Here is a 16016-nt window from a genome sequence, read left to right as displayed (position 1 = left end):
CTCACCCTGGACCGTGGCGCGCCCACGCTCAGCGGCGGCGAGGCGCAGCGCATCCGCCTGGCGGCCCAGCTCGGCAGCCATTTGCAGGGCGTGTGCTACGTGCTCGACGAGCCCACCATCGGCCTGCACCCGCGCGACAACCAGATCCTGCTCGACGCGCTGCACCAGCTCGGCCACCAGGGCAACACCCTGGTGGTGGTGGAGCACGACGAGGACACCATCCGCCGCGCCGACCACGTCATCGACATCGGCCCCAGCGCCGGCAAGCGCGGCGGGCGCGTGGTGGCGCAGGGCTCGGTGGCGGACCTGTCGGCCAACCCCGAATCGGTGACCGGCCGCTACCTGCTGCACGCCATGAAGCACCCGCTGCAGGCGCGCCGCGCCATGCCGGCGGACATGGACGCGCTCGACCTGCGCGGCGCCGCGCTGCACAACCTGCAGCGGCTCGACGTGAAGGTGCCGCTCAAGCGCCTCGTAGTGGTCACCGGCGTGAGCGGTTCCGGCAAGAGCACGCTCGCGCGCGACGTGCTGCTCACCAACGTCGCGGCGGCGGTGTCCCTGCGCGCCACGGCGGCCGGCAAGAAGGCCTGGGAGAAGGGCGAGCGGCCCGCCTGGTCGGGCTGCGAACGCCTGATCGGCAGCGAGGCCGTGGACCGTGTGCTCGAGGTGGACCAGACACCCATCGGCAAGACGCCGCGCTCCTGCCCGGCCACCTACATCGGTTTCTGGGACACGGTGCGCAAGCTCTTCGCCGATACCCTGGAGGCCAAGGCGCGCGGCTACGGTCCGGGCCGCTTCAGCTTCAACACCGGCGAAGGCCGCTGCCCCAGCTGCGAAGGCCAGGGCGTGCGCACCATCGAGATGAGCTTCCTGCCCGACGTGAAGGTGCCCTGCGAAACCTGCCACGGCGCGCGCTTCAACCCCGAGACCCTGGCCGTCACCTGGAAGGGCAAGAGCATCGGCGACGTGCTGCAGATGGAGGTGGACGAGGCGGTGGAGTTCTTCGCCTCGATGCCCGCCATCGCCCACCCGCTGCAGCTGCTCAAGGACGTGGGCCTGGGCTACCTCACGCTGGGCCAGCCCTCGCCCACCCTGTCGGGCGGCGAGGCGCAGCGCATCAAGCTCGTCACCGAACTGAGCAAGGTGCGCGACGAGGTGGGCCGGCGCGGCCAGAAGGCACCGCACACGCTCTACGTGCTGGACGAACCCACGGTGGGCCTGCACATGGCCGACGTGGAGAAGCTGATCCGCGTGCTGCACCGCCTGGTGGACGGTGGCCACAGCGTGGTGGTGATCGAGCACGACCTGGACGTCATGGCCGAGGCCGACTGGATCATCGACCTGGGCCCCGAGGGGGGCGCCGGCGGTGGCCGCGTGGTGGCCGCCGCCGCGCCCGAGGCCGTGGTGGCCGCGGGCACGCACACGGGACGGGTGTTGGCGCCGGTGCTGGCGCGGGGGTGAGGGGCTGCGCCCCGGCACAGGGTTTCTTGAGGAGCGGACCGCCTGCCGCCGGCTACTCAGGTGCGGTTGTCCACCTCCAGCCGCGCCCATGAAAAAAAGAGTCCATTGGCCACCGTTTCCGGGCCTTGTCCGCCGGGGCGGGGGCGCTGCAGCGCCGCCCTCGATCCGAGGGCCCCTTGCCCACCGACCCCGCCAATCTGGATGCCTTCCTGACCGCAGCCCTCATCCAGGACGATCCTGCTCCCCTGCTGCAGCTCGTTGGGCAGGTGTTGCTTGAGCCAGCGCAGGAAGGGCGGGTTCTCTACCTGAGGGACAAGGCGCCGAAGTGGTCCGCCACGGAAAACCTCGGCCGTGAAACCCCGCACCAGACGAGGCTCTGCCGCTGGAACGCGATTCACAAAGCCCAGCAGATCGGCCGCCAGTTTCTTGTGCCGCCGCATGAGTCCTGGGCGGTGCAGGAGGCCGCTCAGGGCCTGATGTCGCTGTGCGAGGCCAAGGACACGCGCCAGTACGGGCTGACGGCCACGGAGACGCTGCGCCAGCACCTGCTGGTGTTGCACATGGCCTACGTGACCCTGCACCACGAGCCGCCGCTGCCGACCAGCGGGTCGCCGAAGAAAAAGAAGGGCGTCGCGCCCCTGCTCCCCGCCTTCCCCGCCAGGGTGGAGCCGCCGGTCGAGGATGCGCCCGTGAGCGTGTCCCGGCGCATGCGCCAGCCCGACGCCAGCCGCCCTTCGTCGGGCAGGTCCTCGCCGACCAAGCCGCGCGTGACCGTGCGGTTCAAGTCGTCGGACAGCATGGGCGCGCTGGAGGTCGAGCGCGACGAGCCGCTTCGGGCGCGCCCGGGGTCCAGCACGCCGCCGTATGCCAAGCGGTACGGTAGCGGAGGTTCGCGCCGCACCAGCGGCGATGCCTCGGTCCCATTCCTTCCCGCCGCCACACCCAGGGACCGGAGCCCGGCCCTTGGGCCGCCCGTCGAGAAGCGTCAGGCCCTCAGTGGAGAGACGCCCACGGCGGACACCCGCGAGCATTGAGCGCTCGTCGGCGGTGCGGTCAGGACGGCAGCGGCAGCGCGGTCTTGTAGCGCACCTGCTTGAGCGCGAAGCCCGAGCGGATTTTTTCCACCTCGGGCATGGGCGAGAGGCGTTCGAGGATGAAGCGCTCCAGCGCGCCGATGTCGGGCACCACCACGCGCAGCAGGTAGTCGGAGTCGCCCGTCATCAGGTAGCACTCCATCACCTCGTCGAGGTCGGCGATGCGCTGCTCGAAACGCGCCAGGGCCTCCTTGCTCTGCGTGGTCAGGCTGATGCTGATGAACACGTTGAGCCCCAAACCCAGGCGCGCCGCGTCGGCCAGGGCCACGTACTGGCGGATCACGCCCGATTGCTCCAGCGCCTTCACGCGCGCCAGGCAGGGCGAGGGCGAGAGGCCTACGCGCTGGGCCAGGGCCACGTTGGACAGGGAGCCGTCGCGTTGCAGCTCGTCGAGAATCCGGCGATCAAGGGCGTCCATGGTGGTTTGTGCCGTCAATTGATGAAATGGCGGCATTATTTTCTGTCTCAGGGACAGGTGGCGAGCTTTTCGGCAGCACATGCCGGGGCTGCGGGGCTAGAGTGCCCCGCCATGAACCCCCACGACCTCATCTCCCAGGACCCGGACCCGCAGGAAACCGCCGAGTGGCAGGAAGCCTTCCTGTCGCTGCTGCAGACCCAGGGGCCCGCGCGCGCCCGCCAGATGCTCGATGGGTTGGTGGCGTTGGCGCGGCGCGAGCGCGTGGGCTGGCGGCCGCGGCTGAACACGCCTTATGTGAACACCATCGCGGCCGAGCAGCAGCCCCCGTTCCCGGGCGACCTCGCCATCGAGGAGCGCCTGGCCTCGCTGATGCGCTGGAACGCCCTGGCCATGGTGGTGCGCGCCAACCAGGCCCATGGCGAGCTGGGCGGGCACATCGCCAGCTACGCCAGCGCGGCCGACCTGTTCGAGACCGGCTTCAACCACTTCTTTCGCGCGCGCAGCGAATCGCACGGCGGCGACCTGGTGTTCTTCCAGCCGCACAGCGCGCCCGGCGTGTACGCGCGCGCCTTTCTCGACGGTCGCCTGAGCGAGCGCGACCTCATGCACTACCGCCAGGAGATCGCCGCGCCCGGCCAGGGGGCGCGCGGGCTGTCCAGCTACCCGCACCCCTGGCTCATGCCCGACTTCTGGCAGTTCCCCACGGGCTCCATGGGCATCGGCCCCATCAGTTCGATCTACCACGCGCGCTTCATGCGCTACCTCGCGCACCGTGGCCTGCTGGACACCGGCGGGCGCACCGTGTGGGGCGTGTTCGGCGACGGCGAGATGGACGAGCCCGAGAGCATGAGCGCGCTCACCCTGGCCGCGCGCGAGACGCTCGACAACCTGGTGTGGGTGGTCAACTGCAACCTGCAGCGGCTGGACGGCCCGGTGCGCGGCAACGATCGCATCATCGACGAGCTGGAGCGCCTGTTCGCGGGCGCGGGCTGGAACGTCATCAAGCTGCTGTGGGGCAGCGACTGGGACGGCCTGTTCGCGCGCGATCCCGGCGGTGCGCTGGCGCAGGCCCTGGGCGACACGGTGGACGGCCAGATGCAGACCTTCGCCGCCAAGGACGGCCGCTTCAACCGCGAGAATTTCTTCGGCCAGAACCCGGCGCTGGCCGCGCTGGTGCAGGGCCTGAGCGACGAGCAGATCGATCGCCTCAAGCGCGGCGGGCACGACCTGGTGAAGATCCACGCCGCCTACGCCGCCGCCGTGGCGCACCGAGGCCAGCCCACGGTGATCCTGGCGCACACCAAGAAGGGCTACGGCATGGGCGCGGCCGGCCAGGGCCGCATGACCACGCACAGCCAGAAGAAGCTCGACGCCGACGAGCTGCTGGCCTTTCGCGACCGCTTCGCGCTACCGCTGAGCGACGAGCAGGCCACGGGCCTGGCCTTCTACAAGCCGGCCGAAGACAGCGCCGAGCTGCGCTACCTGCGCGAACGCCGCGCCGCCCTGGGCGGCGCCCTGCCGCGGCGCGAGACCGCGTGCCAGCCGGTGCCCGTGCCCGCTGTCGAGGCCTATGCGGGCTTTGCGCTGAACGCTGGCGGCAAGGAGATGAGCACCACCATGGCCTTCGTGCGGTTGCTGGGCAACCTGCTCAAGGACAGCGCGCTGGGCCCGCGCATCGTGCCCATCGTGGCCGACGAGGCGCGCACCTTCGGTATGGCCAACCTGTTCAAGCAGGTCGGCATCTACAGCAGCGTGGGCCAGCGCTACGCGCCGGAGGACATCGGCTCGGTGCTGAGCTACCGCGAGGCGCTGGACGGGCAGATCCTGGAGGAGGGCATCAGCGAGGCCGGCGCCATCGCCAGCTGGACGGCCGCGGCCACCAGCTACAGCGTGCACGGCCTGGCCATGCTGCCCTTCTACATCTACTACTCGATGTTCGGCTTCCAGCGCGTGGGCGACGCCATCTGGGCCGCGGCCGACCAGCGCGCGCGCGGCTTCCTGCTGGGCGCCACCTCGGGCCGCACCACCCTGGGCGGCGAGGGCCTGCAGCACCAGGACGGCAGCAGCCACCTGGTGGCCGCGACCATCCCCAACTGCAAGGCCTACGACCCGGCCTTCGCTGGCGAGCTGGCGCTCATCGTCGACGCCGGCCTGCGCGAGATGCTGGTGGCGCAGCGCGACGTTTTCTACTACCTCACGCTGATGAACCAGAACTACGCCCAGCCCGACCTGCCAGCCTCGGCGCGCGAGGGCGTGCTCAAGGGTGGCTACGTCTTCGGCCGCGTCGGGCCGGTGGACGGCGCGCCGCTCACGCTGCTGGGCTCGGGCGCCATCCTCACCGAGGTGCAAGGCGCGGCCGAGCGGCTGGCGCAGCAAGGGTTTTGCGTGCACCTGTGCAGCATCACCAGCTGGAGCGAACTCGCGCGCGAGGCCCAGGCCGCCGAGACCGAGGGGCGAGACGCATGGTTGCACCAGATGCTGGCCGACACCGCCGGCCCGGTGCTGGCCGCCAGCGACTATGTGCGCGCCGTGCCCGAGGCGCTGCGCGCCTGGCTGCCGCCCGGCCGGGCCTACCGCACCCTGGGCACCGACGGCTTCGGCCGCAGCGACACGCGCGCGGCGCTGCGCGCGTTTTTCCAGGTGGACGCGGCCAGCATCGCCGAGGCGGCGCGGCGCGCAGGGGCGGCGGGCTGAAGGCCTTGCGGGTTCAACTGGCCGATCTTGATCTAAGGCAGCGCTTGGCTCACCGGATCGCCGGACGGTGAAGCGGCATTCAAGGCCACGCAGAGCGCCTGGGAGGCCTGGCGCAGTTCGGCGGTGTTGACCACGCCCTTCTTCTGTGCCGCCAAAAGATTCAACACGTTCTTGGCGGCCTCGGCGACCGGGGGGCGCTCTTCGTCTCGGCTCAGGATGGCATACATGGCATCGACGCGCTCGCGTGTCTGCCGATGGGCCTGGGTGTAGTTGACCGGCTTGAACACGTCCCGCAGGGACTGGTAAGCGGACCAGGCATTGGTGGCAAAGTACTCGAGGCCGCCCTTCTTGTACCGGTGGATGTAGATGTAGTTGTTGCGGACCCCATGCTGGAGCACCACGTTGAAGGACGTGGCGGCGGCGGCTGCGGCCCGCCGTTCTTTCTTGCTGGGCGCCCGATTGTCTGGCGGGGGTGTGATGGGCTGGGCCGCGGTGCATTTGTGGTGCCAGCGGTCGGCGGAAGACATTCGGAGCATGGTCGGGACGGGCGTGGTGCCGGGCAGTCAGGAAGGTGCGGACTGAGTGTTCGGACCCGCTGCCGGGTTCCGGGCCTGGCCGAATGGCCGTTGGGCGCGTTGGCCTGTTGGCGATGGCCCATCGCGCACAGCGTCGAACAGGCGCGATGATGCGGGGCCAGCGCCGCCGGCCGGCGTCCCTCGCCACCCATGCCCCTGCAAACCATCCACATCCACACCGCCGCGCCGGCCAAGCCCGCGTGGGGCGCGCCCTGCAATGGCTGCGGCGTGTGCTGCCTGGCCGAGCCCTGCCCCTTGGGACGCGTGATATCGCGCCGTCGCACGGGCGCTTGCGACGCCCTGCGCTGGGACGGTGCGGCGGGCCTCTACCGCTGCGGCGCGATCAGCGACGCGCCAGGGGTGTTGGGCCCGCGCTGGGCCTGGGCAGCGCCGCTGCTGCGGCGCCTGGCGCGGCGCTGGATCGCCGCCGGCGTCGGCTGCGATGCGGCGATCGAGGTGGATCGGCCCGCGGCCAGGGGGCCTTTGGCCTAGCGCCCATCCGACGCCTCTTTTCGCCGCGGGGTCGAGGCGAGGGGGGCCGCGTCCGCGTTCAGCGCGCCAGCAGCACGCCCAGGCCCACCGCCAGCAGCACCGCCACCCCGATCAGCAAGCGCGTGCGCACGCGCAGCAGCTGCACCGCTTCCACCAGGCGCGCGTTCTGCTCGGCCAGCTCGCTCAGGGTCTGGGCGATCTGCTGCTGGGCGGTGGCCTGCTGGTCGATGAGCTGGCGCGCTTCGATCAGACGCTTGTGCAGTTCGCCCAGGCTGGGTGTTTCGGCGGCCGGGTCCAGGGGCGTGCCCACGGGCGGGGGGGCGCTGGGCGCTTTCTGTTTGTCGAGCAGCTTGCGCGCGGCCGCGAGCACCTTGGGCGCGTGTTCGATCACGTCGCCCCAGGGGATGATCTTCAGCGCGGCGATCCAGGGGATGGGCATGGGACTCCTTTCGGCCGGGGCGGGCGTGGGGCCCGGCCGGCGGCCTCAAGGATCGCATGGGGGCTTGTCACCATGCGGCACGCGGGCTCACTGCTCTTCGAGCAGGGGCTCGGGCCGGGTCACCGGGGTGGGCGATGCCGGGTCCGCCGGTGGCGACCCTGGCGTGGCTTGCGGTGTCGGCGGGGGCTGTTTGGCCCGAAGGCTGGGCCGTGGCATGCGCTGCTGCTTCAGCGGGGCTCTGGGGCTGGTCGGCTGAGGCTGGTCGGGCGGGGTGGGGCTGGTGGGCGTCGACTGGGACTTGCTGGTCCGCAGGCCGTCCTCCGGGATGGCCTCGACGTTCGACTTGGGTCGATCCGACTGGGCGGCTGGTGGGGAGGGCTCCCGGGAAGACCCCATGGCCGATGGCCTGTCCCGGCCCACAGGCAAGAGCGGCAGTTGCAGGGCGGGGGCGCTGGCGGGGGTGCGGGGCGATGAGATGGGCTTTTCAGGGGGGAACATGAGGTCTTGAAGCTCAAGGAGCGCCTGCTCCCGTTTCTGCTGCTGTTGCTCCAGGCACGTCTTTCGGATCGGGTTCAGGTTCTGTCGGGCGACCTGCTTGACCGGCAGCCGGGCCACCCGGTTGGTTTTGGGCTTTCTGGGCGTGCCGCCCGTGTTGGGGGGCGAGCCCTCTTCGCTGAGCGAGACCGCCGTTTGTGAGGCGGTGCTGCTCTCCTCGTCATCCGTCGATTGGTGCCGTGGCGATCGGTCCGTGTTCGATCGGGGCGTGTGCGCGGTCGGCTGCCGTGGCGTCGATGCCATTGAGCGCTGGCCGCTTTCCATCCGCTTCAGTTGCCGCAGCAGTTCGGGGGTGCAGGGCAGACCGAACACCTGGGTGCTGTCGCTGGTGCACAGCCTGTCGAGATCCCGGGCCGCTCGTTGGGTGTCGCGCGGCGCCGAAGACAGCTGGAGCCAGAAGGTGGTCAGGTCCTTCAGCTGCGCGGTGGCGCCCTGCTGCTGGGTCTGCTTGAGCTTGCGGGGCTGCGTGGCGCGGATCTGCGGGTCTTCGTGCCGAGAGTCGAACTTGGTGGTGATGTAAGGCTGCGCGGTCCGATCGGACGAGGGGGCGGTGGTCTTCAGGTAGAGCACCCGCGGCTGCTGGTCTTTTTCGGTCTTGGTCACCGCGGCCTCGACCACCTGGCGCAGGGGCGTCACCTGGGCCTGGCCGGGCAGCGCGGCATCGAACTTGTATTGTTTGGGGTTGGAGCGGGGGATCATGGAGAGGGCGCGCGTGGCGCTGCGGAGTGGAAAACCCCTCTCGGTGGCGGCCGCCGCGGCGCGAAATCCTCAAGGACGCCTCTCCGACCGCGGCGCCGCCCGGCCGCTTCGTGCGATCGAAGCGCGAGCTCAGGCCGGCTGGCGCCGCAGCAGGAACACCCCCAGCAGCGCCACGCCCACCAGCAGCGCCGGGAAGCCCAGCGTGGGCGACCACTGCAGCGCCGCCGCGCCCAGCGCGGGCGCGAGCACGCCGCCCAGGGTGTAGCTCATCACCAGCACGGCCGTGCTGTTCACCAGGGTGATGCCCTGTTCGCGCGAGCCGATGTCGATCATCGCCAGCGTGTAGAGGCAGCCGCCCGCGCCGCCCCACACGAAGGCCACGGGCGCGGCCAGCCAGGGCGTGTTCGCGACGAAGGGGATCAGCAGTGTGCCGAGCAGCGTGATCCAGGCGCAGCCGCGCATGAGCAGGAGCCGCGCGGCGCGCTCGTCGCCCCAGCGCTGGCGCGGGTGGTGCGCCAGGCGGTCGGACAGCACGCCGGCGGGCAGCATCATGAGCGCACTGCCCAGCCCGCTGGCCGAGACCAGCAGGGCCGAGACCACCGCGCCCAGGCCCAGGGCCAGGCCATACAGCGGCAGGATGGACGTGAGCCCGCTTTCGAAGAAGCCGCCGACGAAGCCCACCGTCATGATCAGCGGGTGCGCGGTCAGTGCGTGCCACACGCCGCCCAGGCCCACGCGGGCCTCGTGCGCGTCGGCCGCGGGCGGCACGCGCGGGATCAGCAGGCTCCAGGCCAGGCCGATGGCCATGCAGCCGAAGGCCAGCCAGATCGCGGTGTCGCTCTGCGGCCCCACCCAGGCCAGCATCAGCGGGCCGAGCACGAAGGTGACGCCGACCAGGGTTTCGAAGATGCCCACGTAGCGGCCACGCTGGCCGGGCGGCGCGAACTCCGCCACGATGGCCTCGGCCAGTACCCAGCGCAGGCCCGAGGCCATGCCGGCGATGAGCTTGAGCCCGAACCACAGCGGCAGCCAGGACGAGAGCGCGAAGCCCATGGTGGCCAGCGTGGGAATGAGCGCCGACAGCCACAGCGTGGGCCGCCTGCCCAGCGCGCGCGTGACGGACGAGGCGAAGGGCACCATGAGGAAGATGCCGAACCAGCCGCTGGCCGCGAACACGCCGGCCAGGGCGGTGGACTCGCCGCCGTCCTTCAGGCGCAGCAGCAGCAGGGGCGTGAGCATGAAGTAGCCCACGAGCTCGAAGAAGGTGGCGCCAAAGATGGCGACCAGGCCCAGGCGGGCGTGGGCCGGCGGCGCGGCGGGCGCTCGGCCGCCGGCGGGCAGCGGGAGTTCGCTCATGACTGGCCTCTGGCCGCGAGCACGGCCTCGGCCACGTCGGCGAAGCCCTGGCCGCGCTCGCGCGGCGCCACGTAGCGCGGGTGGTGCGCGAGCTGCGCCCAGAAGCGCGCGATGTTGGCCACGCCCACGCTGTGCGGGAAGCGCGCGAACATGGCGGCGTCGTTGGTGGAGTCACCCACGTAGACCCAGTGATCGATCTCGGCGTCGAGGTCGCGCCCCAGGCGCTCGCGCAGGATCCAGCGCGCGCCGCTGAGCTTGTCGTGCGCGCCGATCCAGCCATTGACATGGATGGAACTCACGGTGGCGGTGAGGCCTTCGTCCCGCAGGATGGCGAGCGCGCGCGCAATGTCGGCTTCGCCCAGGTGCGCGTGCTCGCTGTGGTCGATGGCGATGTCGGTTTCGCGGCCCGCGCTGTCGGTGGCCAGGGTCGCCTGAGGCAGCTCGCGCAGCACGCGAGCGGCGGCGGCCCGCAGGCGGGTGAGGTTCGCGGCGCGGGTGGCCGCGTCCTGCGCATAGGCCTTGTGCAGGCGCCCGCCGTCGTTCCACAGCGCCACGGCGCCGTTCTCGGCCACGATGGCGTCGATCGGCCAGCTCAGCGCGAAGGGTTCGCTCCAGCCGGCCGGGCGGCCGGTGACGGCGAACACCGGCAGGCCGGCCGCGCGCAGGCGGTGCAGCGCCGCCCCCGCCTCGGGCGCCAGCGCGCCCTCGGCCGTGAGGGTGTCGTCGATGTCGGTGAGCACGCCATGGATGCGCGCGCGCTCGTGCGGGGGCCAGTCGGCCAGCGGGGTGGGTTGCATGGAGGGGCGGCAGTTTCTCACAGGGGCCGCACCAGCGTGGTGCCACTGGGAGGGGATATCCCCACGCCAGAAAAGAGGCCGGGTAGAATCGCGCCCCATCCGAGGAGCGTTGCAGCGCCCCACCCGCACCGAGCGGGCCGCGGGCGTGAGGCTCGGACCCTTCAACCGGCAACCACGCTCATCCACTGCACGTGCGATGGGTTCCTTCATCTCCCTTCCTGTGCGGTGGCTTTCAACGTTTTGGAGCGCCACATGAATGCACGAATCAACCCCGCCGCCGACTGCGTGATCGCCGACATCGGCCTGGCCGACTGGGGCCGCAAAGAGATCAAGATCGCCGAGACCGAGATGCCCGGCCTCATGGCCATCCGCGAGGAGTACGCGGCCAAGCAGCCGCTCAAAGGCGCGCGCATCACCGGCTCGCTGCACATGACCATCCAGACCGCGGTGCTCATCGAGACGCTGCAAGCCCTGGGCGCGCAGGTGCGCTGGGCCTCGTGCAACATCTTCTCCACCCAGGACCACGCGGCCGCCGCCATCGCCGCCGCCGGCACGCCGGTCTTCGCCGTCAAGGGCGAGACCCTGGTCGACTACTGGGACTACACGCACCGCATCTTCGACTTCGGCGCCAAGGGCACGGAAGGCGAAGGCCCCAACATGATCCTGGACGACGGCGGCGATGCCACGCTGCTCATGCACCTGGGCAAGCAGGCCGAGAAAGACCCCTCGGTGCTGGCCAAGCCCGGCAGCGAGGAAGAACGCATCCTGTTCGCGGCCATCAAGGCCAAGCTGGCCGAGGACGCCACCTGGTACAGCCGCAAGAGCGCGCAGATCATCGGCGTGACCGAGGAGACCACCACCGGCGTGCACCGCCTGAAGGAAATGTCGGCCAAGGGCTCGCTGATGTTCCGCGCCATCAACGTCAACGACTCGGTCACCAAGAGCAAATTCGACAACCTCTACGGCTGCCGCGAATCGCTGGTGGACGGCATCAAGCGCGCCACCGACGTGATGATCGCCGGCAAGGTGGCCGTGGTGGCTGGCTACGGCGACGTGGGCAAGGGCTCGGCCCAGGCGCTGCGCGCGCTGAGCGCCCAGGTGTGGGTGACCGAGATCGACCCCATCAACGCCCTGCAGGCCGCGATGGAAGGCTACCGCGTGGTGACCATGGAATACGCCGCCGACAAGGCCGACATCTTCGTCACCACCACCGGCAACCGCGACGTCATCACCTTCGAGCACATGGCCGCCATGAAGGACCAGGCCATCGTCTGCAACATCGGTCACTTCGACAACGAGATCCAGGTCGCCAAGCTGGAAGAGAAGTGCCAGTGGGAAGAGATCAAGCCCCAGGTGGATCACGTGATCTTCCCGGACGGCAAGAAGATCATCCTGCTCGCCAAGGGCCGGCTGGTGAACCTGGGCTGCGGCACCGGCCACCCCAGCTTCGTGATGTCTTCCAGCTTCGCGAACCAGACCATCGCACAGATCGAGCTGTTCACGCACCCCGAGGGCTACGACGTGGGCAAGGTCTACGTGCTGCCCAAGCACCTGGACGAGAAGGTGGCGCGTCTGCACCTGAAGAAGGTCGGCGCCCAGTTGACCGAGCTGAGCGACGAGCAGGCCGCCTACATCGGCGTGCCCAAGCAAGGCCCGTACAAGCCGGACACGTACCGGTATTGATCACCCCCGCCGCGCTTCGCGCGACCCCCTTCCGGGGGCGATGCCTGCGGCCCGGCCAAGCCGGTTCCGCGGCATCCTCGGTTCGGGTCTTGGCGCTCCACCGTGCGTGCTGATCAACTTCTCGTCGAGCGTGGTCTGGCGGCGTCGCGCTCGCAGGCGCAGCGGCTGATCGCGGCCGGTGTGCGCTGGCGCGCCGGCGGCGGCTGGCGGCCCGTGGCCAAGAACGGCGACGAGTTGCCCGCGGACGCCCAGGTCGAACTGCTGGACGCGGCCGAGGCGCGTTATGTCTCGCGCGGCGGACTGAAGCTGGAGGGTGCGCTGGCGCACACCGGCGTCGAGCCGCGTGGCCTGCGCGCGCTCGACGTGGGCCAGAGCACCGGCGGCTTCACCGACTGCCTGCTGCAGCGCGGCGCGGCCCAGGTGGTGGGTGTGGACGTGGGCAGCGGCCAGCTCAACACCCGTCTGCGCGGGGATGCGCGGGTGATCGCCATCGAGCACTGCAACGCGCGCGAATTGACGGCCCAGCGCCTGCGCGAGGCCGGGGCCGAGCCGCCCTTCGACCTGATCGTCGGCGACCTGTCCTTCATCTCGCAGACGCTGGTGTGGCCCGCGCTGGCGCCGCTGCTCAAGCCCGGCGGCCACGGCCTGGTGCTCGTGAAGCCGCAGTTCGAGCTGCAGCCCGAAGACATCGGCAAGGGCGGCCTGGTGAAGGACGCCGCGTCGTACGCGCGGGTGCGCGAGCGCATCACGACCGCGCTGCAAGGCCTGGGCCTTGAGCCGCTCGACTATTTCGACAGCCCCATCGCCGGTGGCGATGGCAACCGCGAATTCTTCGTCTTCATTCGGAAACCGGCATGAACCTGCCCATCAGCTTCGAATTCTTCCCGCCCAAGACGCCCGAGGGCGCGCAGAAGCTGCGCGCCGTGCGCCAGCAGCTCTACGCGCGCGCGCCGCTGTTCTGCTCCGTCACCTACGGCGCTGGCGGCTCCACGCAGGAGGGCACCTTCGGCACCGTGCGCGAGATCCTCGCCGAGGGCGTGGACGCGGCCTCGCACTTCTCGTGCATCGGCGCCACGCGCGCCGGCGTGCGCGAGCAGCTGGCGCAGCTCAAGGCCATGGGCGTCAAGCGCCTGGTGGCGCTGCGCGGCGACCTGCCCAGCGGCTATGGACTGGGTGGCGAGTTCCACTACGCGAGCGACCTCGTGGCCTTCATCCGCGCCGAAACCGGCGAGGACTTCCACCTGGAGGTGGCGGCCTATCCCGAGGTGCACCCGCAGGCCCGCTCGCCCGAGGCCGACCTCAAGGCCTACGCGACCAAGGTCCGCGCCGGCGCGCATTCGGCGATCACGCAGTACTTCTACAGCGCCGACGCGTACTTCCGTTTCGTCGAGGAGGCGCGCGCCCTGGGCGCCGACATCCCGGTGGTGCCCGGCATCATGCCCATCACCAGTTCCACGCAGCTGATGCGCTTCTCGGACGCCTGCGGGGCCGAGATCCCGCGCTGGATCCGACTGCGGCTGCAGGCCTATGGCGACGACACGGCCTCGATCAAGTCCTTCGGCCTCGACGTGGTCACGTCGTTGTGTGAGCAATTGCTTCGCGGCGGGGTGCCGGGCCTGCACTTCTACACGATGAACCAGAGCGCGGCGACGTTGGAGATCCTGCGCCGCCTCGACACCCGCTGATCACCGCTTGACCCGCATGACGCCCACCCGCCTTGCCGCCCTGGCCCTGCTCGCCGTCGCCCTCGTGGGCTGCGCGAGCCGCGGCGGGCCGCCGGGCGAGGACTGGGGCGCGGACGCGCCGTCGGGTGGCGGTCCGGCCGCGCACGAGGCGCGCGAGATCGGGCGCGGCAACGCCTCGTGGTACGGCGAGCCGCACCATGGCCGGCGCACCGCGAACGGCGAGGTCTTCGACATGAACGAACTCACCGCCGCGCACAAGACCCTGCCGTTCGGCACGCGCGTGCGCGTGGAGAACCTGGCCACGGGGCAGGCGGTGGTGGTGCGCATCAACGACCGCGGGCCGTTCGCGCCGGGGCGCGTGATCGACCTCAGCCGCGCCGCGGCCGAGCGCATCGGCCTCATCCGCGCGGGCGTGGCGCCCGTGGTGCTCTACACCGATTGAGCGGGCCGGCGGTGGCCGCTCAGCGCTCGTCGTAGCTGACGACGACCCGGTCGGTGGTGGGGCGGGCCTGGCAGCTCAGCACGAAGCCCTGTTCGGTTTCCCAGGGCTCCAGCGTGAAGTTCTTTTCCATCTCCACCTGGCCTTCCACGACCTTGGCGCGGCAGGTGCAGCACACGCCGCCGCGGCACGACCAGGGCAGGTCCAGGCCGGCCTCCAGCGCCACGTCGAGCACGCGCTGGTCGCGGCCCATGCGCAGTTCGTGCGGTTTGCCGTCGAGCACCACGGTCAGGGCCACCTCGCCCTCGGCCTGGGGCGCGCGGCCCAGCTGCACGCGCTCGCGCTCGCCGCGCGGCAGGGCCTCCAGCGTGGGCGAGGTGAAGCGCTCGGTGTGGATGCGCTCGGGCTTCACGCCGGCGCCCAGCAGGGCCTGCTCGGTGGCCTCGATCATGGCTTCGGGGCCGCAGACGAAGACCTCGTCCATGCTGGGCACGGGCAGCAGGGCGGCGATGAGGGCGCGCACCTTGTCGCCGTCGATGCGGCCTTCGAGCAGCGGTACCTCCTGCGCCTGGCGCGAGAGGATGTGGATCAGCGTGAGCCGGTCGCGGTAGCGGTCCTTCAGGTCTTGCAGGGCCTCGTTGAACATCACGCTGGCCATGCGCCGGTTGCCATAGACCAGCGTGAACTTGGCGGTGGGCGATTCCTCCAGCGTGCTCGTCATGATGGACAGGATGGGCGTGATGCCCGAGCCCGCCGCGAAGCCCACGCGGTGCAGGGCGCGCGGGCGGTGCACGGTGAAGCGGCCGTCGGGCGGCATGGCCTGCAGCGTGTCGCCGGCCTTGAGCTGCGTGGCGGCCCAGTGGCTGAATACGCCGCCGTCCACCGGGCGGATGCCCAACGTGAGCTCGCCCTTGCGGGTGTACAGGCTGCGTGGGCTGCTGATGGAGTAGCTGCGCCGCACGTCCTGGCCGTCGATGAGCGCCCGCACCGTGAGGAACTGGCCGGGCTCGAAGGCGAAGGCGCCGCGCCGCTCGGCGGGCACGGTCAGGGTGACGGCCACCGAGCCCGCGGCCTCGGGGCTCACGCGTGCGACGGGCAGCTCGACGAATCCGCGGGGACTGGTGCTCATGGTCAGTAGGGCTTGAAGAGGTCGAAGGGTTCGAGGCAGTCCAGGCAGCGGTAAAGCGCCTTGCACGCGGTCGAGCCGAAGGGCGAGGTTTGTGTGGTGTGGGTGGAGCCGCAGCGCGGGCAGGGCACGGGCTGGCTGGCGGCGCGGCGCGCGAAGCCCACCACCTGGGCGCCGGCCTGCGCCGCGCGGCCATTGGGTGGCGCGATGCCGTAGGCGCGCAGCTTCTCGCGCGCGGCGGGCGCCATCCAGTCGGTGGTCCAGGCGGGCGAGAGCTGCGTCACCACGCGCGCGGCGATACCGCTGTCGCGCAGCGCGGCGCGGATGTCGTCCTCGATCTGCCCCATGGCGGGGCAGCCGCTGTAGGTGGGCGTGATGACGACCTCGGCCACGCCGTCCCCGCCCAGGCGCACCTCGCGCAGGATGCCCAGCTCGGCCAGGCTCACCACGGGGATCTCGGGGTCGCTCAGGTGCGCGATGGCCGCGCGCACGGCGTCCAGCGA

The 16016-nt window shown here is 70.9% G+C and carries 16 protein-coding genes and 1 riboswitch; of the genes, 8 read left to right on the top strand and 8 right to left on the bottom strand.

Translation table 11 applies throughout. The features are described from left to right. Window positions 1-1461, top strand: a 1461-nt coding sequence (locus BGO22_RS07560) for an excinuclease ABC subunit UvrA (protein WP_502686439.1), incomplete at its 5' end; no start/stop codon positions are given. A gap of 176 nt (window positions 1462-1637) precedes the next feature. After that, window positions 1638-2495 carry a hypothetical protein gene (locus BGO22_RS07555; protein WP_286849846.1) on the top strand — a complete coding sequence of 286 codons (858 nt, stop codon included), beginning with the start codon at window positions 1638-1640 and terminating at the stop codon, window positions 2493-2495. Window positions 2496-2514: 19 nt separating this feature from the next. Here the strand turns inward: BGO22_RS07555 and BGO22_RS07550 are convergent, their stop codons facing one another. Then, window positions 2515-2973 (bottom strand): Lrp/AsnC family transcriptional regulator, encoded by a 459-nt coding sequence (locus BGO22_RS07550; protein WP_070400402.1) that lies wholly within the window; start codon window positions 2971-2973, stop codon window positions 2515-2517. A 111-nt stretch (window positions 2974-3084) separates the two neighbouring features. Between BGO22_RS07550 and mdeB the strand changes: the two genes are divergently transcribed. Further along, the gene (gene mdeB, locus BGO22_RS07545) at window positions 3085-5667 is read left to right on the top strand and encodes an alpha-ketoglutarate dehydrogenase (protein ID WP_286849845.1); all 2583 of its coding nucleotides are present in this window, start codon (window positions 3085-3087) and stop codon (window positions 5665-5667) included. Window positions 5668-5699: 32 nt separating this feature from the next. Here mdeB and BGO22_RS07540 read toward each other — a convergent pair whose 3' ends face one another. Then, window positions 5700-6194, bottom strand: coding sequence for a hypothetical protein (locus BGO22_RS07540; protein ID WP_286849843.1), 495 nt, complete (start codon window positions 6192-6194; stop codon window positions 5700-5702). Window positions 6195-6392: 198 nt separating this feature from the next. Here BGO22_RS07540 and BGO22_RS07535 point away from each other — a divergent pair, with 198 nt between their 5' ends. Then, entirely contained in the window at window positions 6393-6734 is a 342-nt protein-coding gene (locus BGO22_RS07535; protein WP_286849841.1) for a hypothetical protein, read from the top strand. A 58-nt stretch (window positions 6735-6792) separates the two neighbouring features. Here BGO22_RS07535 and BGO22_RS07530 read toward each other — a convergent pair whose 3' ends face one another. From BGO22_RS07530 to BGO22_RS07515, 4 genes are all read right to left on the bottom strand, one after another. Beyond that, window positions 6793-7173, bottom strand: a complete 381-nt coding sequence (locus BGO22_RS07530) for a hypothetical protein (RefSeq protein WP_286849840.1) — start codon at window positions 7171-7173, stop codon at window positions 6793-6795. 87 nt (window positions 7174-7260) lie between these two features. Next, on the bottom strand, window positions 7261-8427 hold the full coding sequence (locus BGO22_RS07525; RefSeq protein ID WP_286849838.1) for a hypothetical protein: 1167 nt from the start codon (window positions 8425-8427) through the stop codon (window positions 7261-7263). Between the two features lie 129 nt (window positions 8428-8556). Beyond that, window positions 8557-9783, bottom strand: coding sequence for an MFS transporter (locus BGO22_RS07520; protein WP_070400396.1), 1227 nt, complete (start codon window positions 9781-9783; stop codon window positions 8557-8559). Continuing rightward, window positions 9780-10580 carry an HAD-IIB family hydrolase gene (locus BGO22_RS07515; protein WP_070400395.1) on the bottom strand — a complete coding sequence of 267 codons (801 nt, stop codon included), beginning with the start codon at window positions 10578-10580 and terminating at the stop codon, window positions 9780-9782. The genes BGO22_RS07520 and BGO22_RS07515 overlap by 4 nt, the downstream gene beginning before the upstream one ends. Before the next feature lie 95 nt (window positions 10581-10675). Then, a riboswitch (S-adenosyl-L-homocysteine riboswitch) is annotated at window positions 10676-10767 on the top strand. Window positions 10768-10832: 65 nt separating this feature from the next. Here BGO22_RS07515 and ahcY point away from each other — a divergent pair. From ahcY to BGO22_RS07495, 4 genes are all read left to right on the top strand, one after another. Then, window positions 10833-12263 carry an adenosylhomocysteinase gene (gene ahcY / locus BGO22_RS07510; protein ID WP_204744042.1) on the top strand — a complete coding sequence of 477 codons (1431 nt, stop codon included), beginning with the start codon at window positions 10833-10835 and terminating at the stop codon, window positions 12261-12263. A 102-nt stretch (window positions 12264-12365) separates the two neighbouring features. After that, window positions 12366-13121: a TlyA family RNA methyltransferase gene (locus BGO22_RS07505; protein ID WP_286849835.1), complete on the top strand. Its 756-nt coding sequence runs from the start codon at window positions 12366-12368 to the stop codon at window positions 13119-13121. After that, complete coding sequence (metF, locus tag BGO22_RS07500) at window positions 13118-13948, top strand: methylenetetrahydrofolate reductase [NAD(P)H] (protein WP_070400392.1); 831 nt, start codon at window positions 13118-13120, stop codon at window positions 13946-13948. The genes BGO22_RS07505 and metF overlap by 4 nt, the downstream gene beginning before the upstream one ends. Before the next feature lie 16 nt (window positions 13949-13964). Then, entirely contained in the window at window positions 13965-14390 is a 426-nt protein-coding gene (locus tag BGO22_RS07495; RefSeq protein WP_502686438.1) for a septal ring lytic transglycosylase RlpA family protein, read from the top strand. Between the two features lie 19 nt (window positions 14391-14409). Here BGO22_RS07495 and BGO22_RS07490 read toward each other — a convergent pair whose 3' ends face one another. Together BGO22_RS07490 and paaD are read right to left on the bottom strand one after the other, a co-directional pair. Continuing rightward, window positions 14410-15516, bottom strand: coding sequence for a 2Fe-2S iron-sulfur cluster-binding protein (locus BGO22_RS07490; protein WP_286849834.1), 1107 nt, complete (start codon window positions 15514-15516; stop codon window positions 14410-14412). 2 nt (window positions 15517-15518) lie between these two features. Further along, window positions 15519-16013 carry a 1,2-phenylacetyl-CoA epoxidase subunit PaaD gene (gene paaD / locus BGO22_RS07485; protein ID WP_286849847.1) on the bottom strand — a complete coding sequence of 165 codons (495 nt, stop codon included), beginning with the start codon at window positions 16011-16013 and terminating at the stop codon, window positions 15519-15521. Window positions 16014-16016 lie beyond the last annotated feature (3 nt).

This window comes from Hydrogenophaga sp. 70-12 (assembly GCF_001897365.1).
Lineage (GTDB): Bacteria > Pseudomonadota > Gammaproteobacteria > Burkholderiales > Burkholderiaceae_C > Hydrogenophaga > Hydrogenophaga borbori.
This window is presented reverse-complemented; position numbering and strand designations above follow the sequence as displayed.